This window comes from Pseudoalteromonas sp. SR41-1 (genome assembly GCF_014164015.1).
Classification (GTDB): domain Bacteria; phylum Pseudomonadota; class Gammaproteobacteria; order Enterobacterales; family Alteromonadaceae; genus Pseudoalteromonas; species Pseudoalteromonas distincta.
Genome location: NZ_JACJEK010000002.1, coordinates 48,215 through 68,381 on the forward strand (window position 1 = coordinate 48,215; position 20,167 = coordinate 68,381).

A 20,167-nucleotide genomic window follows, 5' to 3' on the forward strand; every position below is an offset into this window, starting at 1 on the left:
ATTATTTATTGCGTAACAGTAATTTTTTGTTTATTTATTTTAATAAAGCGACTTTTTTATCAGCTAGAAGTGCCATAAAACTGCTTTTATTTAAAGGTCTTGAAAATAAATAACCTTGTCCGTAATCACATCCGGCTTCAAGTAATAGCTGCATTTGTAATTCAGTTTCAATTCCTTCGGCGATTACTTTTAAGCCCAGTTGATGCGCCATAACAATTATTGCTTCACACAGTGCAAGTTCTTGACTGCCTACTTGGATATTATCAACAAAACGTTTATCTATTTTTAAATAGTCGGTATCCATTTCTTGTAAGTAAGCGAGTGACGAATATCCTGTACCAAAATCATCAAGGGCAAGCTGCATACCTGATTTTACTATTTCTTTTAAGCGACGTTGCGTTAATGCTTCGGGGTTAATCATTAGGCCTTCAGTTATTTCTGCCACAATTGAGGATGCAGGTAATTTTGCAGCTTTTAGCATATCGTACCATTCATCTATACCACTCTCTGGCGTGGATAACTGCACTGGCGACACGTTTACACTTATTTGAAAAGTGTCATCGGTTAGGGTTTTTATATCGTTAAGCGTTTGCAAGGTTTGAGCAAATACAAATTGGCCAATTGCATTTATTTGCCTAGTTTCTTCAGCAAGAGGAATAAATGCGACAGGGCTAATTAGGCCTTTTTCGGGATGTTGCCAACGAATAAGTGCTTCAGCTTTATGAATATGTAAATCATTCAAAGCAACAATGGGCTGATAAAACAACTCAAACTGTTCAAGTTCAATGGCACTTCGTAAGTCTTTTAATAGCACCATGCGCGCGTGTGCATATTCGCGCATGTCAGCAGAGAAAAATTCAAAACAGTTACGACCATTACTTTTTGCTTTATACATAGCCTGATCGGCTGCCTTTAAAAGTTGTTCAGTATTTTCACCATCATTAGGGGCGCATGCTATGCCCATGCTGGCGCTAATAAATAACTCTTCGTTTTCAAGATGCAAAGCCGACGATAGGCTAAGCAAAATATTACTGGCAATTTGATTAATATGACGCGTACTTTTTATACGATTAAACACAATAACAAACTCATCACCACCAATACGTGCCACAAACTCAGCATTTTTTGCCGACTGGACTATACGCTGAGATACGAGTTTTAATAAGTTATCACCATAGTGATGGCCTAATGTGTCATTAATATCTTTAAAGTGATCTATATCTAAAAGCATGACAACCAATTGATTGTCGGGAGTAACAACGTTTGAAAATCGTTGATTTAATCGCTCCTTTAACTCTAAACGATTTGGTAAGTCAGTTAGGTGATCATAGTGAGCTTGTCGCCAAATTGTTTCATCGGCTTGTTTTTTCTCAGTGAGGTCTGTAAATATCGCGATTCGACGAATAGGTGCGTTGTTTGTATCATAAACCGTATCGATTGTGAGCCACTCAGAGTATAGCTGCCCGTTCTTTTTACGGTTAATAACCTCGCCTTGCCAGCGGCCTGTTTGCTGTAATTCAGACCACATTTTATTGTAAAAATTCTTATCATGTTTTCCTGATGAAAGAATTGAAGAGGAGCGCCCAATAACTTCTTCTTTACTATATAAAGTCGTTTTGCAAAACGCAGGGTTTACATCAAATATTATACCCGCTGGATCGGTGATTGCCATGCCTTCACTACTGTTGTTATACACTAGCGAGGCAAGGTGGAGTGCTTCTTCATTTATTTTTCGTTGTGTTATATCTCTTAGCACAACAACGTATTCATTTTTACTTTGCATTGCACTAATACGCGCTTCAAAGCTGCGTTTAGGATCTGATTTTTCGAGTGTAAATTCTAAATTACTCGAAACATCAAGCTTAGATAACTGCGATAACAAAAGCTGAACATTGCTGTGTGAAAGTATTGATGATAAATGAGGTACTGCAGTGCTGTTTGGGTTTACTTGAGGCTTAAATTGCCCCGTTATGTTGAGAATATCGCCATGGATGTTAATTCTAACGTAACTGTCGGGTAGAGTATTAAGCAAGCTGGTAAGCTCATCGTGCTTGTTTTTTAAATTAGCTTCAGCTGTTAACCTAGTTTGCGCCATTGATTTAAAGCGCTGATAGAGAGTATTTAGCTCTGGATTATTTGGCTGTGTTTTTTGTGACGGCATTTCGCCCTTAGCCAACACGTTTGTTGCATTTGTTAGATTATTAATTGGGTCGATAATGCTGGTTTTAAGCAGCTTACGTGCAATTAAACATAGCACTAGCAGTGATAAAATAAACACACCAATCGCTATAAAAAAATTATTATTTATTTGCTTTAAAGCATGCGTAATAGGAAGTGCAATATGTATATTTAAGCTGTTATTACTCGGATCTTTATAAATAATAGAGTGATGAAGCATTCGATCTTCACCCTCAATAGATTTTATTTTTGTTAATGCCTCATTATCAATCGAAGAATCAGTTGCTAATAAAGTCTTTGCAATATTATCGCCAAGGGCTGCAGTTGTTGGTGGGTAACGCGCTAAAATTTTTCCATTAGAATCAGCGATTGCAGCAATAGAGCCAGTCGGCAGTTCAATATTATTAAAAGCATTGTTCCACCAGTCAAGCGCAACAACGATAACTACAACGCCCTGAATTACATTTTTTTTATTAATGATAGGTAACGCAAAGTTAAGGGTGTTTTTTTGCAAGTTTCTATCGTGCTGAAAATAACCTACCGACAATTGGTTACTTTTTAAGGCATTTTGAAAATACGCACGATCTGCAATACTTATTGTTTTGGTTAATCCGCTTGTTGTACACATAACAATGCCATTTGGATCTATAATCCCGATATTGGCAACATGGGCATAAATAGCTCTAAATTGATTAAAATAATTAGGGCAGGACGTTGCTAAATTTTCTTTCTTACTTTCCTCTTTAGACAAATAACGCGCTAAACGGTCAATATCATCGACTAAGTGCTTTTGCTGTAAAATTAATTGCTTAGCAATGTTTTCTACTTTTTTTTCACTTTGCTCAATAGAGTGGTGGCGTTCAAGCAGCAGAGTAAAAATAATTACAGCGGTGCCCGGAATACTTAGCAATATAAGCAAACGATAAAGCTGATGTTTGAGAGAATAAGTAAAAATAACCATTCCTTAGTTTCGTATTTTGCAATAACAATTGTAGCCAAATTCACTCCAAATAACCATAGTAATTATAAGGTTGAAAATGTAACCAATGAATCAATGTCGTTCTATTTTTTAGAACTTTAAGCTCGATTTAAAGACATAGTTGTTTTGTTTAATGAATGATTTAATAGCCTCATAAACTTATTCTTTAGAGTGAATTAAAAAATGAAAATATCAAAAATACTTACAGCTTATGCAACTCAAGATGGCGATGGCGTGAGCATTAGCCGTATACCTGGGTTTGATGGTAAATATTTAGATCCGTTTTTGATGATTGATGAACTTAAGTCAGACGACAAAAAAGATTATATGGGAGGCTTTCCAGAGCATCCGCACCGAGGAATTGAAACGTTTACTTATATTCTAAAAGGTGGCTTTGAGCATCGTGACCAAATGGGTAACAAAGAAGCAATTAAAGCAGGCGATGTGCAATGGATGAGCACAGGGCGCGGCGTCATGCACAGTGAAATGCCACTCGCTGATGCTATAGATGGTCTGCATGGCTTTCAAATTTGGATAAACATGCCAAGCGCAGAAAAAATGCGTGATTCACGTTATCAAGATACGACTAAAAACCCAGCTCCTAGTTTTACAAATACGCAAGGCGTGACGTTAAAAGCACTTGCGGGATCGTGGCAGTTCGAAAGTGAAACGCTTGCAAGCAAGCTGCAAAGTTTAGCTGCTAATGCGGCGCTCGCTGATATTACATTACCTGCTGGTAAAAGCATTTATTTAGATCCTCTTAGCCAACAAAAAGTAATGCTTTATATTCATAGCGGCTCACTAATAATGAGCGACAATCAAACAATACCAGCGGGTAAGTTACTTATTTTAGAACCAGGCAGTGATATTAATATTAGCTCTGAACAAGGCGCTGGCGTTTTGGTTTTAGCAGGCGATCCACTTAATCAGCCAATTGCTCATACGGGTCCGTTTGTAATGACGACGCAAGCAGAAGTACAGCAAGCAGTGCGTGATTATCAAAACGGTGAGTTTGGCAAAATATAACGGTATTTTTAGGAGAGTTTTATGGGATTATTAGTTAACGGCCAATGGCAAGATAAATGGTACGACACAGATTCAAGTAACGGTAAGTTTGAACGCGAAACGGCGCAGTTACGTCACTGGGTAACTGTTGATGGTAGCGCTGGAATAACGGGCGAGGCCGGATTTAAAGCACAAGCGAACAGGTATCATTTATATGTGTCACTTGCGTGTCCTTGGGCGCATCGAACGCTTATATTTAGATCGTTAAAAGGGTTGCAAGATTTAATTACGGTGTCGGTTGTTAGCCCTGATATGCTTGATAGTGGTTGGGCTTTTGATACGCAAAACCACAGTACTGGTGATGCTTTATTTAATAGTAACTACTTACATCAAGTGTATACAAAAAATAATCCTAAGTATTCCGGGCGAGTTACCGTACCCGTATTGTGGGATAAAAAGCTAAATAAAATTGTCAGTAATGAGTCTGCCGATATTATACGTATGTTCAATAGTGCATTTAATGAATTAACAGGTAATAACGATGATTACTACCCAGAGGCACTACGACCAAAAATTGATGAATTAAATGCGTTGATTTATCCAAATATAAATAATGGTGTTTATCGTACGGGATTCGCAACAACTCAAGATGCATACGAAGAGGCGTTTAACGATTTATTCAAAGCACTCGATAAAGTAGAAGGGATACTGAGCAAGCAGCGTTATTTAACAGGTAATAGGCTCACCGAGGCAGATTGGCGATTATTCACTACACTCATTCGGTTTGATAGTGTGTACGTTGGCCATTTTAAATGTAATTTACGCACAATTGAAAGCTATCCTGCATTAAGTGGATACCTTAGGGAGCTATATCAAGTTAAAGGAGTGGCTGAAACAGTTGATTTTTATCATATTAAGCGTCACTACTATTTTAGTCACACAATGATCAACCCAACACAAGTTGTGCCAAATGGTCCAAGTATTGATTACTTATCTGATCACGGTAGAAATGTTTAGCGCTTAAGCTATCAAGTTCACTAGCCAGCCGTATTTTCTTACGAAGCTGGTTTCGCTTTTACCCGCTTGTACTGCTGCACCTGCGATAAAGGCACTTGAAAGCCCAACTTTGGTTACGGCAAAACGCTTTAGTCTATATTGGAACGCTGCATGATGTTGGCGTTTCAATTCACTGCGCGTATCCATTTGCTTACTTAGAGCATCAACGTTTTCATTAGGTGCTTTAATTAAGTAGTTAACTAACATACTAATTTCCTTGTAAGTTAAATAGCTGCTTTAAACTTTTAAGTGTTTTACTAAAGCCAATTTTATTGCTTAAGTAAACTGTATTTTTCCAAAGCCATATTAAACAAGCAACTTGTAGTAAAGTAGCTGTTGCTATACTTAGCCATACCGACCCAAAAACATCGTATACACCGTATCCAACAGCACCTAGAAATCCTGCCCACAACAAAACCAAACCACTGGCAAAGCATCCTAAAAATATAGTGATCAATGCAAGCGATCTAAGCGATAACCGCCATTCAGCTTTAGCAAGCTGGTGGGTGATCTTTCCTTGAGTTTGGTAATCATCCTTGAGCTGCTTAGAATACTCTAAAAGCATTGCAACATGATCTTGCCAATCGTCCTTTTGGCTATGTTGCTCAGTAGTTTGGTCTTGCGCATTACCATCCTTGGTTGCTGTTGTTTGTGGGTTATTCATCACTAATTACTTACGACGAAGTAGTGATGTGATTAACATACCCGCAGCAAAAGCAATACCCGCAGTTGCTAATGGATTTTCAGAAGCAAAAGCACGAGTTTTTGCAGTACATTCGCTTAGTTTTTCACGTGCAATAAGTTGTTTTTCGCTCAATGCATCTGCCGAGCTAGAAGCTCCTTTACGCACACTGCTTTCAGCTGTTGCAGCTTTGCTAGAAAGTGCATCTACAGCATCGTGCGCCGCTGATGTTGCTTTCTCTGTAAGAGGAGACTCAGTATTTGTTAGTTTAACGTCAGGCTTAACATCTGAAGTTGTATTTGGTTTCGTATTCGTTGCAGTAGCCATAATCAATCCTTAATAAGTTAAAAATTTAAATAGTGATTTAGATGATGCAATGATTAAACCAAACTTGTTATTTATTTTAACTACCTGAATTTGAAAGGTTTTGTTTGTGTTTTTTAATTTTTGATAATTAGTATTTTAAAATAAACAGTAACTATTACTACACGGCTAGGTAAATTTTACAAAGAGGATAAAAACGCCTTAAAAATTGTAAATATTCATTGGTTATTCAGTAAGCAATGCATGTAAACAGAAAGTTATAAAAGCAAAGCTGATATTTTTCTTTACCTCAATCCCACTTTTTCCCACGTAATTCAAACGCTTCGCTTGAGCCCTTATTTTTTCTAGCTTTGAGACTCACTAAAGCTGGTCAGCTTACTTGACAAAATGGCTTGTCAAGCCCTAAACTGGAGCACTGTGGTAAAAAGTGGTTTTTAGTGGATCTCATTGGATAAAATAAACAAAAAATTGAATAAAACAATTTCAAAGTAGGTTTTTTATGTTTCGTGGCGCGAGTTCACTGAGTTTGGATGATAAGGGGCGTTTTGCGGTACCGACAAAGTACCGAGAATCTCTGTTGTCTGAAGATCAGGGGACTGTTATTTGTACCGTCGCATTAAATGAACCGTGTTTATGGTTATATCCATTGGCTGAGTGGCTCGAAATAGAAAGCCGTTTAGCGAAAATATCTAATATGAATCCACGAGCTCGACGAATGCAACGTATGTTGCTAGGTAACGCTACAGAGTATCAACTTGATAAAAATGGTCGAATTTTGCTTGCGCCGTCATTACGTGCCCATGCATCTCTTGGCAAAAAAATCATGCTGGTTGGTTTGATGAATAAGTTTGAAATTTGGGACGAGGCGCGTTGGCACGAGCAAATGCAGCAAGATACTGAGCTTGAAAGGCTTGGTGATTTTGAACCTAACCAAGATTTAGATAATTTTACACTCTAACGGCACAAAAAAAGGCACACAATAGCTAATGACAGCGCAATTTGAACACGTATCCGTATTAATGGATGAGACCATCGATGCCCTTGCAATTAAGCCAGACGGTATATACATGGATGGTACATTTGGACGTGGTGGCCACTCTGGGCAAATTTTAGCACGCCTTGGTGATGAAGGTCGCCTGCAAGCAATTGACCAAGATCCACAAGCAATACAATCAGCTGAAAAATTTGCTGATGACCCGCGTTTTGCAATTGCACATACTCGCTTTTCAAACCTATACGAAGTAGCACAGCAAAACGATCTAATTGGTAAAGTCGATGGCATTTTATTAGACATTGGTGTTTCGTCACCACAATTAGATGACGCTGAGCGTGGCTTTAGTTTTATGAAAGACGGCCCACTCGATATGCGTATGGACCCTACAACAGGTCGCAGTGCAGCACAGTGGTTAGCAGAGGCTGAGTTGGATGATATTACCCACGTAATTAAAAAATTGGGGGAAGAAAAGTTTGGTAAACGCATTGCACACAAAGTACTTGAAGTTCGTGAGCACACGCCAATCACAACTACCAAGCAGCTTGCTGACCTTGTTGATGAAGCTGTACCGGTAAAAGATAAGTTTAAGCACCCTGCAACACGTACTTTTCAGGCGATTCGTATTTATATCAATAGCGAGCTTGAAGAGATTCAAACAGCGCTACAGTCTGCAGTTAAAGTGCTAAAGCCAGGCGGACGTTTAGTGGTGATTTCGTTTCATTCTTTAGAAGACCGTATTGTAAAACAGTTTATTAGAAAACAGAGTAAGGGAGAAGCATTACCCAGAGGTCTGCCTTTAACTGACGCACAAATAAATAAAAATCTGACGTTAAAAGCAGTGGGTAAAGCTATTAAGCCAAGTGCTGCAGAAGTAGAGCGTAATCCACGTTCTCGTAGTTCTGTACTTAGGATTGCACAGAGGTTGGGATGAGTAAAAAAGCGAGCTATCGGCAACCTAATTTATTCTTTGAAATATTAAAAGGCCTAGGAGCTAATAAGCTAACCTCGGCCTTGTTGGTTGTGATATTCGCTTCTAGTTTAGCTGTTGTGCAAACAACCCACTTAGCTCGTGGCCAACTTATACAGCAAGATCAATTATTACAAGAACGCGATGAGCTCGATTTAGAGTGGCGCTACTTACTTGTTGAAGAAGAATTTTATTCGCAACATGCACGCATTGAAGAAGTAGCTACATCACAATTGAAAATGAAAAGACCTACGAGTCAAGATGAGCAGGTAATAATAGTACAATGAGAAATAGAGGCAAAAAACCAGTCACTAATTTAATCACATGGCGCTTTATGCTGGTGTGTGCAGTTGTGTTTATGGTGTTTGTAACACTCGTATCTCGCGCTGCTTATTTACAAGTAATAGAACCTGATAAAGCACGTTCAGAAAGTGACAAACGTACCGTGCGCGTTGAAAAACTACATGTGCAACGCGGGATGATTTTTGACCGTAATGGTAAAGAGTTAGCGGTAAGTGTGCCTGTTGTAAGTGTATATGCTGATCCTAAAGCATTGCACAAGTCGCTTGTCTCTAAAGTAATTAAACAAGCACGTAAAAGCGGCGAAGATCATTTATCTTTAGCTGAAAATACCGCCGAGCTTGATAAGCGTACTGCACTTTATTATAAAAACGATTTACGCTGGCGTGAGCTTGCAGATGTATTGCGCATTGATCCTAAGAAGATTAACTCTCGACTTTTAAACGATCCCTCGCGTCGCTTTGTTTATTTAAAGCGCCAAGTTACTCCTGCTGTAGCAAATTATATTGGCGATTTACGCCTACCAGGTATTCATTTACTAGATGAATCTAAACGCTATTACCCCGCCGGTGAGGTTACCGCGCATGTTATTGGTTTTACTAATATAGACGGTAAAGGCATTGAAGGTATTGAAAAGCTATACGAAAACGCTTTAACGGGCGAGGAAGGCCGCCGCACTATACGTAAAGACGCACAAGGGCGTGAAGTAGAAGTGCTTGACGAGCGTGAGCGCGTAGAGCCAGAAAGTATAGAACTAAGTATTGACCAACGAATTCAAGCTATTGCCTACAAAGCTGTAAAATCAGCTGTACTGACTTACAAAGCCACATCGGGCTCAGCTATGGTAGTTGATGTTAAAACCGGTGAAGTGCTGGCAATGGTAAATAGTCCTTCATTTAATCCAAATAACTTAAGCGATGCTGCACCTCATAAGCGTCGTAATCGCGCAATTACAGATTTGTTTGAACCAGGCTCAACTGTTAAGCCTCTAGCCATTTTGGCTGGGCTAAACTACGGCGCCATTCAGGCAGATGACACGATTGATACCTACCCAGGTTGGATGCGTTTAGGTGGTAGTTTAGTTAGAGATACTCGTAATCACGGCGAACTAACACTGCGCGAAATACTAAAGTACTCCTCAAATATGGGGGTTGCGAAGGTTACTCAGTTAGTGCCTAAAGATTACCTTGTTGGCTTATATCAAAAAGTAGGCTTTGGCAGTGACACCGGTACTGGAATGGTAGGTGAAAGCAGCGGTTTGTTTTATCCAAATCGTCGTTGGTCTGACTTTGAAATTGCCACTTTATCATTTGGTTATGCAATTTCGGTAAGTACTGCGCAAATGGCGCGCTTTTATACCATGTTAGGCGCTGGTGGAGTTAATCGACCACTGACTATTTTAAAGCAAGATAATATACCTGAAGGCGAACGTATTTTTAAACAAAAAGACGTAGAAGCCGTAGTCCACATGATGGAAAGTGTATTTGAAAAAGACGGTACTGCTCGCAACATAAAAGTTGATGGGTATCGTGCTGCCGGTAAAACAGGTACATCTAAAAAAGCCGTAGCAGGTGGTTATGGTGATGAATATGTAGGTTACTTTGCAGGTGTAGCACCGGCAAGTAATCCTCGTTTAGCCGTGGTAGTTATGATTAATGAACCAGGTGGTGATGTGTACTATGGAGGTGCCACCGCTGGCCCTGCATTTGCAGAAATCATCTCTAACGCATTAAGAATATTAAACGTAGCGCCTGACAAGGAAGAGGTTGCGTACGTACAAGGTAAAGATAACGATGCGTGATTTAAAGGATATTTTAAAATACATCGAAATAGATGCGCCCTCGCAACTGGTAAAGCATTTACGCCTTGATAGCCGTGAAGTAACGCCAGGTGATGTATTTGTTGCTATTAAAGGCCATACACTTGATGGCGGACAATTTATTGCTAAAGCAATTGAAAATGGCGCAATAGCTATCATTGCTGACAGATTATGTGAATTTGAAAGCAGTTTTGAGCCACTGTATTTAGTCTCAGAGCTTGATAAAAAGCTTCCAGAATTAGCTAGTCGCTTTTATAGCCAACCAAGTCAGACTCTTGATTTAATTGGTGTAACAGGTACAAATGGTAAATCGACTACCACAGCAATGATTGCCCACTTAGCGCAATTTTGTAGTACTGATTCGGCTATTATAGGCACTTTAGGTTATGGCCATCCTGATAACTTAATTCCACTGATAAACACTACGCCTTCAACAGTTGATTTACAGCATATTTTGAGCGATTTAAATTCGCAGCATAAAAAGCTGATAGCCATGGAAGTATCATCTCATGGGTTAGTGCAACAACGCGTTGCTAAATGTCAGTTTAAAGCGGCTGTGTTTACTAATCTTTCGCGCGATCACTTAGATTACCATGGTGATATGGCAAGTTACGGTGATGCGAAATTAATGCTTTTCCGTGATTTTGAGCCGCAAGTTGTAGTGCTCAATCAAGATGACTTTCAAGCTGAGCAATGGCTTGAAAAGTATGATTTTAATAACCTAATTTGTTATGGCCGCAAAAACTTAGCTCCTAAGAATGCCCGATACGTTTATTTTTCTGATGTTGAATATTCAAGTGAAGGTATTTCGGCGCAGTTGTCGACAAGTTGGGGTGATATTTCAATTAAATCGCCTCTGTTTGGCGAATTCAACTTATATAACTTAACGGCAGCGCTCGCTACATTACTAGGGCTAGGTTATCCGCTTGAACAACTAGTTGCTGGTTGTGCGCAGTTACAGCCAGTCGCTGGTCGAATGCAAGCTTTTAGTCAAGCTGGCATGCCAACGTGTGTTGTTGATTACGCCCATACACCCGATGCACTTGCACTTGCATTACAAGCATTGCAGTTGCATGTGCCAGGTGGTGTAAGTTGTGTATTTGGTTGCGGTGGCGACAGAGACAAAGGTAAGCGCGCATTAATGGCGCAAGCTGCAGAGCAAAACGCTAATAAAGTGATTATTACCAGCGATAACCCTCGAACAGAAAATCCTGATGACATTATTGCAGATGTAGCAGGCGGTCTAACCCATCCTCAAAATGCACATCTAGAGGCTGATAGAGCAACTGCAATTCGTTTTGCTATAGAAAACGCTACAGCTGATGATGTTATTTTGATTGCAGGTAAAGGCCACGAAGATTATCAAATTATAGGCGATAAGCGCATCGACTTTTGCGATCGCCGCTATGTACAAGAACAACTAAAAAAAGCAGTAAGAGGGATAACACAATGATCCCAATGGATTTTGATTGGTTAGCTAATGTGCTAACAACTGATTATCAAGGTGATAATCAACACGTGCTTAATATAAATACTGATACTCGCACAGTGTGCGATGGCGAAGTGTTTTTAGCACTTAAAGGGCCAAATTTTGATGGCCATAAATTTATAGCTGAGGCTAAACAAAAAGGCGCTATAGGCGTTATTGTTCAGCACAAAGTTGATGTGGATATTCCACAATTTATAGTAAGCGATACACGTATTGCACTAGGTACAATTGGCACCGCTGTTATGGCCCAAGTGGCGCCTAAAACAATTGCAATTACAGGGAGTGTAGGCAAAACCACCGTAAAAGAAATGTGTGCAGCAATTTTGTCGGTTCACGGTGATGTATTAGCTACTAAAGGTAATTTTAACAACGATATTGGCGTCCCTCTTACGTTATTGCGCTTAGAGCCTCAACATCGTTTTGCTGTTATTGAGCTAGGTGCAAATCACTTAGGTGAAATTGCTTACACAACGGCAATGACAAAACCAGATGTGGCCGTTGTATGTAATGTTGCAGCAGCTCACTTGGAAGGTTTTGGTAGCTTAATGGGCGTTGCAAAAGCTAAAGGTGAGATTTTTGATGGCCTAAAAGATGACGGCGTTGCCATTGTTAATTGCGATAGTGAATTTAGCCAGTATTGGTTAGATAAACTTGAAGGGCGTAATGTTAAACGCTTTTCTACAACCGAAAAACTAGACATTTGGGCAGAGAACATCACGCTTGATGCCAATGCACGTGCAAGCTTTACGCTTTGCACTAAAAACAAGCAAGTGCCTGTTACTTTGGCACTACCTGGTAAGCATAATATTAGTAATGCACTTATCGCTGCGGCGCTGACCAGTGAATTTGATGTAACCCTTGAAGAAATAGCCAATGCACTTGCCACAATGGGTGATGTAAAAGGGCGCGTTAATTTAATTGAAGTGTCTGATTTACTTACCGTGGTTGATGACACCTATAATGCCAATGTTAAGTCGGTAAAGGCTGCGATTGACTTGTTAAGTGATATGCAAGGTCACCGCATTTTAGCACTCGGAGATATGGGTGAGCTTGGTGAAGATGCACGTAAGTACCATCAAGAAGTTGGCGAGTATGCACTTGAACAAGGGATTGATGAGTTATTTACATTAGGCGTGTTAAGTAAATACGCAAGTGATGTGTTTGAACTCCCTAATCGTCACTTTTCGAGCCGCGAACAGATGCAGCAAAAAATTCAAGAAAGTATTAATAAAGTGAATAAAAAAACAACAATAGTAGTGAAAGGATCGCGCAGTTCTCGCATGGAATTATTAGTAACCGATTTAGTTAATGGCCAGCAACAAGCCATCAATGGAGTATCATAATGTTAGTTTGGCTGGCAGAGTATTTAACACAGTATTTTAGTGGTTTTCATGTTTTTTCGTATTTAACGCTACGTGCCATTTTAGGTATTTTAACTGCGCTAATTATGTCTCTTTATTTGGGGCCTAAGTTAATTCGTGGTTTGCAACGTATGCAAATAGGTCAAACAGTTCGCGACGATGGCCCGCAATCGCATTTGTCTAAATCGGGTACACCGACTATGGGTGGCTTACTTATTTTAGCGGCTATTTTTACCAGCACGCTACTTTGGGCCGATTTATCAAATAAATATGTGTGGGCAACACTGTTTGTAATTGGCTCATTAGGTATTGTTGGCTTTATTGATGATTACCGTAAAGTTATTCGTAAAGACCCAAAAGGTTTAATTGCTAAGTGGAAGTACTTTTGGCAATCGGTCATTGCATTAGTTGTAGCTACTGCTTTGTACTTTACCAGTGCACAAGCATCTGAGACATCACTTGTTGTTCCATTTTTTAAAGACGTATTACCGCAATTAGGTTTGTTTTATATTGTGCTTACGTACTTTGCGATAGTAGGTACATCAAACGCAGTAAACCTGACCGATGGTTTAGATGGCTTGGCGATTGTGCCAATTATTTTGGTGGCTGCAGCATTGGCAATTATTGCTTACTTAACAGGTAATATTAACTTTTCGGCTTACTTACATATTCCACATTTACCGCTAGCGAGTGAGCTTGTAGTTGTGTGTACTGCCATTGTGGGTGCAGGGCTTGGCTTTTTATGGTTTAACACTTACCCAGCACAAGTATTTATGGGTGATGTTGGCTCATTAGCACTTGGTGGCGCATTAGGTATTATTGCTGTTTTAGTACGCCAAGAGTTACTACTTATTATTATGGGCGGTGTATTTGTAATGGAAGCACTATCGGTAATATTACAAGTGGGGTCGTATAAATTGCGCGGACAACGCATTTTTAGAATGGCGCCGATTCATCATCATTATGAATTAAAAGGTTGGCCAGAGCCTCGCGTTATTGTGCGCTTTTGGATTATTTCTGTTGTGCTAGTGCTTGCTGGCTTAGCTACTTTAAAGATTCGATAAATGCAGTATTTAAACGAGATAAAAAACAAACAAATAACAGTGCTCGGACTCGGTGTAACCGGTCTGGGCATTGTGCGTTTTCTATTATCTCATGGCCTCGCCCCCAAGGTCGTTGATAGCCGAGCAACCCCGCCGGGGATTGATTGGTTAAAAGAGCACGCGCCAACTCTAGATACCCACTTTGGTAATTTGGATGACGCAGAGCTTTGTTCAAGCGATATGATTATTATAAGCCCTGGGCTTAGCTTAAAAATACCAGCTGTTGCAAATGCAATTAACGCAGGTGTTGAAGTGATTGGTGACGTTGAGTTATTTGCACGCATTAATACAAAACCGGTTGTTGCTGTTACGGGCTCTAACGGTAAGTCAACCGTGGTTACGCTCGCTTATGAAGTGTTAAAAGAAGCCGGCTATAAAGTTGCTTTGGGTGGGAATATTGGCACAGCGGTACTTGATTTACTCAATGATGATTTTGATGTGTATGTACTTGAGTTATCGAGTTTTCAGTTAGATACCACAACGAGTTTAAAACCTGTAAGTGCAACGGTATTAAATGTGTCAGAAGATCACCTTGACCGATACGACAGTTACCAAGCTTATATAGACTCAAAGCTAAGTATTTATGGCGGTGCAGAGCTTATTGTTGTCAATGCAGACGATATTCAAACACATCCAGTTGAGCGCGGTACAACCCCCCTAATCAGCTTTGGTGCTCAACAAGGTGATTACCATTTAGCGCAGCATAATGGCGAAACTCATTTTATGCTTAAAGGCGATGCCTTTTTACCTGTTGATACGCTTGCGGTAGTGGGTAAACACAATTATTTAAATACGCTTGCAGTAATGGCGCTTTTAAGTCCGTTTGAAGTAAGTAAAGATCAATATAAGAACGCGTTAGGTCAATTTAATGGGTTGGCTCATCGCTGCCAATTTGTAGCTGAGCTTAACGGTGTAAAGTATTTTAACGATTCAAAGGCAACGAATGTTGGAGCGACCATTGCTGCAATAGATAGTTTGGCTAGTAATGGTGAAAACCTGATTGTTATTGCAGGTGGCGATGCTAAAGGCGCTGATTTAAACGCACTTAAACCCTACATAGAACAGCATGTAAAAGCATTAATTTGTTTTGGTAAAGATGCAAGTGACTTAGCTGCGATTACCAATAAGAGCTATTTAACTAACAACATGGAAGAAGCCGTTGCTTTGGCCAACGTACTTAGTAGTACAGGCAATATTGTTTTGTTAGCACCTGCATGTGCCAGCATTGATATGTATAACAACTATATGCAACGTGGTGATGACTTTATTCAATGTGTTATGGCAGGGCAACTATGATTGCTTTTGCCGATATAAGAGATGCATTAACACCAAAACCTTCAGGTCAGTTGTATGATGTACCGCTGTTGTACTGCGTAATTATGTTAATTGGTGTTGGTTTTATCATGGTAACCAGCGCTTCAATGCCGACCGCTGAGCGGTTATTTGATGACCCATACCATATTACTATTCGCCACAGCATGTTTTTGGCAATGTCTTTTGTGCTTTTTTGGATAAGTGTTTGTGTGCCAATGGATTGGTGGAAACGATCCAACCCTTATTTATTAATACTAGGTATGGTGCTGTTAATAGCGGTATTAATTGTTGGGCGTGAAGTGAATGGTGCTAAACGATGGATACCTATTGGTCCTGTTGGTTTTCAGGTTGCTGAGGCCGCTAAATTATACTTTTTTAGTTATATTGCGGGTTATTTGGTAAGAAAACGCGAAGAAGTACAAGAAAATATTAAAGGCTTTGCAAAGCCAATAGCTGTATTTGCAGTATATGCGCTACTTATTTTGCTGCAACCTGATTTAGGCACAGTGGTTGTTATGTTTGTAACAACGGTTGGTTTACTGTTTTTAGCTGGCGCTAAATTATGGCAGTTCTTTGTGCTTATTCTAACTGGCGTCGGTTTAGTTGTATTACTGATTATTGTTGAACCATATCGAATGGCGCGTGTTGTCGGCTTTTTGGACCCTTGGGATGATCCTTTTGGTAAAGGTTATCAGTTAGTTCAATCGCTAATGGCTTATAGCCAAGGTGGTTGGTTTGGCCAAGGCTTAGGTAACAGTGTACAAAAACTGCAATATTTACCTGAAGCGCATAACGATTTTATTTTTGCTGTAATAGGTGAAGAACTTGGTTTAATAGGCGTTGTAAGTATTTTAATGGTATTAGCTACTTTAGTATTTAGAGCGTTATTAATAGGCCAACAAGCGCTTAAATGTGGCAAAGAATACGAAGGCTATTTTTCGTTTGCCATTGGTATTTGGTTTGCATTTCAAACCATGGTGAATGTGGGTGCGAGCGCGGGTATTTTGCCAACTAAGGGTTTAACCCTGCCATTTATTTCTTATGGTGGTTCAAGCTTGTTAATTATGACCATTGCCACAGGCATTTTATTGCGCGTAGATTTTGAAACCAAAATGGCAACCAAACAAGCCACCTCACGTGGAGGCAAGCGATGAGTAAAAAATTAGTAGTAGTGGCTGGTGGAACTGGCGGACACATTTTTCCTGGTATTGCAGTGGCTGATTATTTAAAACAGCAGGGCTGGCAAGTTAGCTGGATTGGCACACCAGATCGAATGGAAGCAAGCGTTGTACCTAAGCATAATATAGATATTGATTTTATTAATGTAAAAGGTGTTCGTGGTAACGGATTAAAACGTCTTATTAAAGCCCCATTCATGGTAGTTAATGCAGTATTGCAAGCGCGTAAGGTATTGAAAGAACAGCGTCCTGATGTAGTACTCGCAATGGGCGGTTATGTTACGGGACCCACGGGAATTGCCGCAAAGAGTTTAGGTATTCCGTTAGTTATTCACGAGCAAAACGCTGTAGCGGGTATGAGTAATAAACTGCTAGCTAAGGTGGCTACACGTGTATTAGCAGCATTTCCAAGTGCTTTTGCACAGGGTCAAGCCGAGCTAGTAGGTAACCCAGTTCGCCAAAGCGTTATGAATATAGCCAAACGCGATGTATCAAGCCCTATTAATATTTTAGTAGTGGGCGGCTCGCTTGGTGCACAAGTGCTTAATCAAACATTACCAGAAGCATTTAAAGTACTAAATAACACAGCTCCTATAAGCGTATGGCATCAAACAGGTAAAGGTCATTTATCTACTGTAGAAACAGCTTATAAAATGCATGGCTTTGCGGATGGTAGTACAAAAATAGCTGAATTTATTGATGATATGGACGCGGCGTATAGCTGGGCTGATATTGTTGTTTGCCGTGCTGGTGCGTTAACTGTTAGCGAAATTGCAGCAGCAGGTAAAATGGCTGTTTTTGTCCCTTTTCCACATGCTGTGGACGACCATCAAACAGCAAACGCACAATATTTAGTGATGGCTAATGGCGCATTATTAATGCCACAAGGGCAGTTTAATAAACAATCAATTGTTGAACTATTAAGCCCATATTTAGCCCAACCTTTATTAATTACTGAAATGGCTACAAATGCAAAAAAACAAGCCATTTTAGATGCCACAGCAAGCGTAGCAACGCACTGTGAGCAAGTAACAAATAAGAGAAAATAAGTGAAAGAAACGTCAGTACAAGAAAAACACACGCGCCCAGCAATGCGCCGAATAGAAACCATTCACTTTATTGGTATTGGTGGAGCCGGTATGGGCGGTATTGCTGAAGTACTCGCTTTTGAAGGCTACCGTATTACAGGTTCTGACATTGCTCATAGCGCTATGACAGATCGCTTAATTAAAGTCGGTGCTGAGGTATTTATTGGCCATCATGAAAATAACGTGAAAGATGCCAATGTAGTGGTTGTTTCAAGCGCGATTGATGAAACAAATCCTGAAATTATTGCAGCTAAAGCCGCAAGAATCCCTGTTGTGCGCCGCGCAGAAATGCTCGCAGAGCTAATGCGTTTTCGCCACGGTATAGCGATTGCGGGAACGCATGGTAAAACAACGACAACAAGCCTAATTGCAAGTATTTATGGACAAGCAGGGCTCGATCCAACTTTTATTATTGGTGGCTTGTTAAATAGCGCAGGTAGTAACGCAAAAGTAGGTAAAAGTGATTTTTTAATAGCAGAAGCTGATGAAAGCGATGCGTCGTTTTTACACTTGCAGCCAATGGTCTCGGTCATCACAAATATTGAAGAAGATCACATGGATACTTATGGCGGCAGTCTTGAAAAAATGAAAGACACGTATGTCGATTTCATTCATAACTTGCCGTTTTATGGTTTAGCTGTTGTATGTATTGACTCTGAAGTTGCAGCTGAGCTTATCCCGCGCTTTGGTCGCCCAGTTATTACGTATGGCGAATCGAAGGATGCTGATTATCGCATGAGCGACTTTAGCCAATCAGCTAATACGTGCACATTTACAGTAACTAACAAGCAAGGTGAGTGTTTAACTGCCACGTTGAATATGCCAGGTAGACACAACGCACTTAATGCAACCGCTGCGATTGCTGTGGCAAAAGATCAAAATATTGCGAATCATGCAATTTTAGAAGCGCTGCAGAAGTTTGAAGGTATTGGTCGTCGTTTTCAGCACTATGGTGAATTTGAAAACGAGCGTGGCAATGTGATGTTAGTTGATGATTACGGGCATCATCCTTCAGAAGTTGCAGCAACAATTGCAGCAGTACGTGAAGGTTGGCCTGATAAGCGTTTAGTAATGGTATATCAACCTCATAGGTTTTCTCGTACACGCGACTTATACGAAGATTTTGTAAAAGTTCTTGCTGATGTAGATCAGTTACTATTGCTTGATGTGTATAGCGCAGGTGAAGATCCTATTGTAGGGGCCGACAGCAAAAGCTTATGTCGTAGCCTTCGTCAACGTGGCAAAGAGCCGCTGCACGTAGCAACAAATGCTGAGCTTGCAGGTGTTTTGGCCGCAAATTTACAAAACAATGATTTAGTATTAACCCAAGGCGCTGGTAATATAGGTCAGTTAGTTAAAACATTAGCTGCAACGGGTATGTCGATAGAAAAACTTAAGCAAGGTGAAGTATGACTCAGGTAAACACACAATTTGGTAAAGTAGCGGTACTGCTAGGTGGTAACTCAGCAGAGCGTGAAGTGTCTTTACGATCGGGTCAGGCTGTTTTAAATGCGCTGCAAAATAGTGGTATTGATGCAATTGCATTTGACCCACAAAGTCGTTCTTTGTGGGAGTTAAAAGAATTAAATGTAGATCGCGTTTTTATCGCTTTGCATGGCCGTGGTGGCGAAGACGGCACAGTGCAGGGAGCACTTGAATTTATGGACTTGCCTTACACGGGCAGTAATGTACTAGGTTCAGCACTTGCTATGGATAAAGTACGTTGTAAGCACTTATTTAAATCAGCGGGTTTAAGCACAGCACCTTATACCGTAGTTGATGCTAAAAAAGGCTTTGATGCTAAAGCCATTATGGATGAATTTAAAAAGGTCATGGTTAAGCCATCGCATGAAGGTTCAAGCATAGGTATGGCGCAAGCAAGTACAACACAAGAGCTTGAAGATGCACTAGCTAATGCATTTAAGTTTGATAACCAAGTACTTGTAGAGCAGTGGATCACTGGTCGTGAATTTACAATCACGGTGCTAGGCGAGGATGTACAACCAGTCATTGAGATGACGACACCTAATGGCTTTTACGATTACCAAGCTAAGTATCAATCAAATACAACCCAGTATCATTGCCCTGCAGATTTATCAGAGCAAGATACTAAGTACTTACAAGCCATATCGCTAGATGCGTTTGATTTAGTGGGTGCAAGTGGTTGGGGTCGTGTTGATGCTATGCAAGACGAGCAAGGGAATTTTTACCTGCTAGAAGTAAATACAGTACCAGGCATGACTGAAAAGTCACTAGTACCGATGGCTGCAAAAGCGAACGGGGCAACTTTTGAGCAATTAGTTGTTCGCATTTTAGAGCAAACGCTTTAA

At 40.2% G+C, this 20,167-nt stretch carries 18 protein-coding genes; 14 read left to right on the top strand and 4 right to left on the bottom strand.

What is annotated here, in order from left to right; genetic code table 11:
• Positions 1-34 precede the first annotated feature (34 nt).
• A complete protein-coding gene (locus H5118_RS01725; RefSeq protein WP_182747533.1) occupies positions 35-3,139 on the bottom strand; it encodes an EAL domain-containing protein in 3,105 nt (1,034 codons plus the stop codon).
• A gap of 201 nt (positions 3,140-3,340) precedes the next feature.
• On the opposite strand from H5118_RS01725, the gene H5118_RS01730 reads away from it, so the two are divergent.
• Together H5118_RS01730 and H5118_RS01735 are read left to right on the top strand one after the other, a co-directional pair.
• On the top strand, positions 3,341-4,183 hold the full coding sequence (locus tag H5118_RS01730) for a pirin family protein (RefSeq protein ID WP_182747535.1): 843 nt from the start codon (positions 3,341-3,343) through the stop codon (positions 4,181-4,183).
• 21 nt (positions 4,184-4,204) lie between these two features.
• Positions 4,205-5,179, top strand: coding sequence for a glutathione S-transferase family protein (locus H5118_RS01735; protein WP_182747537.1), 975 nt, complete (start codon positions 4,205-4,207; stop codon positions 5,177-5,179).
• Between the two features lie 3 nt (positions 5,180-5,182).
• Here H5118_RS01735 and H5118_RS01740 read toward each other — a convergent pair whose 3' ends face one another.
• From H5118_RS01740 to H5118_RS01750, 3 genes are read right to left on the bottom strand one after another with little or no spacing between them, the layout of a single operon-like run.
• Positions 5,183-5,425 carry a hypothetical protein gene (locus H5118_RS01740; RefSeq protein WP_024596383.1) on the bottom strand — a complete coding sequence of 81 codons (243 nt, stop codon included), beginning with the start codon at positions 5,423-5,425 and terminating at the stop codon, positions 5,183-5,185.
• Between the two features lies 1 nt (position 5,426).
• On the bottom strand, positions 5,427-5,882 hold the full coding sequence (locus tag H5118_RS01745; RefSeq protein ID WP_024596382.1) for a hypothetical protein: 456 nt from the start codon (positions 5,880-5,882) through the stop codon (positions 5,427-5,429).
• Positions 5,883-5,888: 6 nt separating this feature from the next.
• On the bottom strand, positions 5,889-6,227 hold the full coding sequence (locus H5118_RS01750) for a hypothetical protein (RefSeq protein WP_002957982.1): 339 nt from the start codon (positions 6,225-6,227) through the stop codon (positions 5,889-5,891).
• Positions 6,228-6,723: 496 nt separating this feature from the next.
• Here H5118_RS01750 and mraZ point away from each other — a divergent pair, with 496 nt between their 5' ends.
• Genes mraZ through H5118_RS01810 form a run of 12 tightly spaced genes read left to right on the top strand, consistent with a single transcriptional unit; the run spans position 6,724 to position 20,167 of the window.
• Positions 6,724-7,182, top strand: a complete 459-nt coding sequence (gene mraZ, locus H5118_RS01755; RefSeq protein WP_007582904.1) for a division/cell wall cluster transcriptional repressor MraZ — start codon at positions 6,724-6,726, stop codon at positions 7,180-7,182.
• A 28-nt stretch (positions 7,183-7,210) separates the two neighbouring features.
• Entirely contained in the window at positions 7,211-8,149 is a 939-nt protein-coding gene (gene rsmH, locus H5118_RS01760; RefSeq protein ID WP_024606338.1) for a 16S rRNA (cytosine(1402)-N(4))-methyltransferase RsmH, read from the top strand.
• The gene (ftsL, locus tag H5118_RS01765) at positions 8,146-8,472 is read left to right on the top strand and encodes a cell division protein FtsL (RefSeq protein WP_002957986.1); all 327 of its coding nucleotides are present in this window, start codon (positions 8,146-8,148) and stop codon (positions 8,470-8,472) included. Before rsmH ends, ftsL begins: the two co-directional genes overlap by 4 nt.
• Positions 8,469-10,286 (top strand): penicillin-binding transpeptidase domain-containing protein, encoded by a 1,818-nt coding sequence (locus H5118_RS01770; RefSeq protein ID WP_182747539.1) that lies wholly within the window; start codon positions 8,469-8,471, stop codon positions 10,284-10,286. Before ftsL ends, H5118_RS01770 begins: the two co-directional genes overlap by 4 nt.
• Positions 10,279-11,757 carry a UDP-N-acetylmuramoyl-L-alanyl-D-glutamate--2,6-diaminopimelate ligase gene (murE, locus tag H5118_RS01775; protein ID WP_182747541.1) on the top strand — a complete coding sequence of 493 codons (1,479 nt, stop codon included), beginning with the start codon at positions 10,279-10,281 and terminating at the stop codon, positions 11,755-11,757. Before H5118_RS01770 ends, murE begins: the two co-directional genes overlap by 8 nt.
• Positions 11,754-13,136, top strand: coding sequence for a UDP-N-acetylmuramoyl-tripeptide--D-alanyl-D-alanine ligase (murF, locus tag H5118_RS01780; protein ID WP_165743106.1), 1,383 nt, complete (start codon positions 11,754-11,756; stop codon positions 13,134-13,136). The genes murE and murF overlap by 4 nt, the downstream gene beginning before the upstream one ends.
• Positions 13,136-14,218 (top strand): phospho-N-acetylmuramoyl-pentapeptide-transferase, encoded by a 1,083-nt coding sequence (gene mraY / locus H5118_RS01785; RefSeq protein WP_154903862.1) that lies wholly within the window; start codon positions 13,136-13,138, stop codon positions 14,216-14,218. The genes murF and mraY overlap by 1 nt, the downstream gene beginning before the upstream one ends.
• Positions 14,219-15,553 carry a UDP-N-acetylmuramoyl-L-alanine--D-glutamate ligase gene (gene murD, locus H5118_RS01790; RefSeq protein WP_182747543.1) on the top strand — a complete coding sequence of 445 codons (1,335 nt, stop codon included), beginning with the start codon at positions 14,219-14,221 and terminating at the stop codon, positions 15,551-15,553.
• A complete protein-coding gene (gene ftsW, locus H5118_RS01795) occupies positions 15,550-16,725 on the top strand; it encodes a cell division protein FtsW (protein WP_024606332.1) in 1,176 nt (391 codons plus the stop codon). The genes murD and ftsW overlap by 4 nt, the downstream gene beginning before the upstream one ends.
• The gene (gene murG, locus H5118_RS01800; RefSeq protein WP_182747544.1) at positions 16,722-17,798 is read left to right on the top strand and encodes an undecaprenyldiphospho-muramoylpentapeptide beta-N-acetylglucosaminyltransferase; all 1,077 of its coding nucleotides are present in this window, start codon (positions 16,722-16,724) and stop codon (positions 17,796-17,798) included. Before ftsW ends, murG begins: the two co-directional genes overlap by 4 nt.
• The gene (murC, locus tag H5118_RS01805) at positions 17,799-19,250 is read left to right on the top strand and encodes a UDP-N-acetylmuramate--L-alanine ligase (protein WP_182747546.1); all 1,452 of its coding nucleotides are present in this window, start codon (positions 17,799-17,801) and stop codon (positions 19,248-19,250) included.
• Positions 19,247-20,167, top strand: coding sequence for a D-alanine--D-alanine ligase (locus tag H5118_RS01810; RefSeq protein ID WP_182747548.1), 921 nt, complete (start codon positions 19,247-19,249; stop codon positions 20,165-20,167). Before murC ends, H5118_RS01810 begins: the two co-directional genes overlap by 4 nt.

Coding starts and splice junctions, on each gene's coding strand:
- ftsL (WP_002957986.1), top strand. CDS start 8,146: ATGAGTAAAAAAGCGAGCTATCGGCAACCTAATTTATTCTTTGAAATA.
- murF (WP_165743106.1), top strand. CDS start 11,754: ATGATCCCAATGGATTTTGATTGGTTAGCTAATGTGCTAACAACTGAT.
- H5118_RS01730 (WP_182747535.1), top strand. CDS start 3,341: ATGAAAATATCAAAAATACTTACAGCTTATGCAACTCAAGATGGCGAT.
- rsmH (WP_024606338.1), top strand. CDS start 7,211: ATGACAGCGCAATTTGAACACGTATCCGTATTAATGGATGAGACCATC.
- H5118_RS01770 (WP_182747539.1), top strand. CDS start 8,469: ATGAGAAATAGAGGCAAAAAACCAGTCACTAATTTAATCACATGGCGC.
- murD (WP_182747543.1), top strand. CDS start 14,219: ATGCAGTATTTAAACGAGATAAAAAACAAACAAATAACAGTGCTCGGA.
- murG (WP_182747544.1), top strand. CDS start 16,722: ATGAGTAAAAAATTAGTAGTAGTGGCTGGTGGAACTGGCGGACACATT.
- H5118_RS01740 (WP_024596383.1), bottom strand. CDS start 5,425: ATGTTAGTTAACTACTTAATTAAAGCACCTAATGAAAACGTTGATGCT.
- mraZ (WP_007582904.1), top strand. CDS start 6,724: ATGTTTCGTGGCGCGAGTTCACTGAGTTTGGATGATAAGGGGCGTTTT.
- H5118_RS01810 (WP_182747548.1), top strand. CDS start 19,247: ATGACTCAGGTAAACACACAATTTGGTAAAGTAGCGGTACTGCTAGGT.
- H5118_RS01735 (WP_182747537.1), top strand. CDS start 4,205: ATGGGATTATTAGTTAACGGCCAATGGCAAGATAAATGGTACGACACA.
- murE (WP_182747541.1), top strand. CDS start 10,279: ATGCGTGATTTAAAGGATATTTTAAAATACATCGAAATAGATGCGCCC.
- H5118_RS01745 (WP_024596382.1), bottom strand. CDS start 5,882: ATGAATAACCCACAAACAACAGCAACCAAGGATGGTAATGCGCAAGAC.
- H5118_RS01725 (WP_182747533.1), bottom strand. CDS start 3,139: ATGGTTATTTTTACTTATTCTCTCAAACATCAGCTTTATCGTTTGCTT.
- H5118_RS01750 (WP_002957982.1), bottom strand. CDS start 6,227: ATGGCTACTGCAACGAATACGAAACCAAATACAACTTCAGATGTTAAG.
- mraY (WP_154903862.1), top strand. CDS start 13,136: ATGTTAGTTTGGCTGGCAGAGTATTTAACACAGTATTTTAGTGGTTTT.
- ftsW (WP_024606332.1), top strand. CDS start 15,550: ATGATTGCTTTTGCCGATATAAGAGATGCATTAACACCAAAACCTTCA.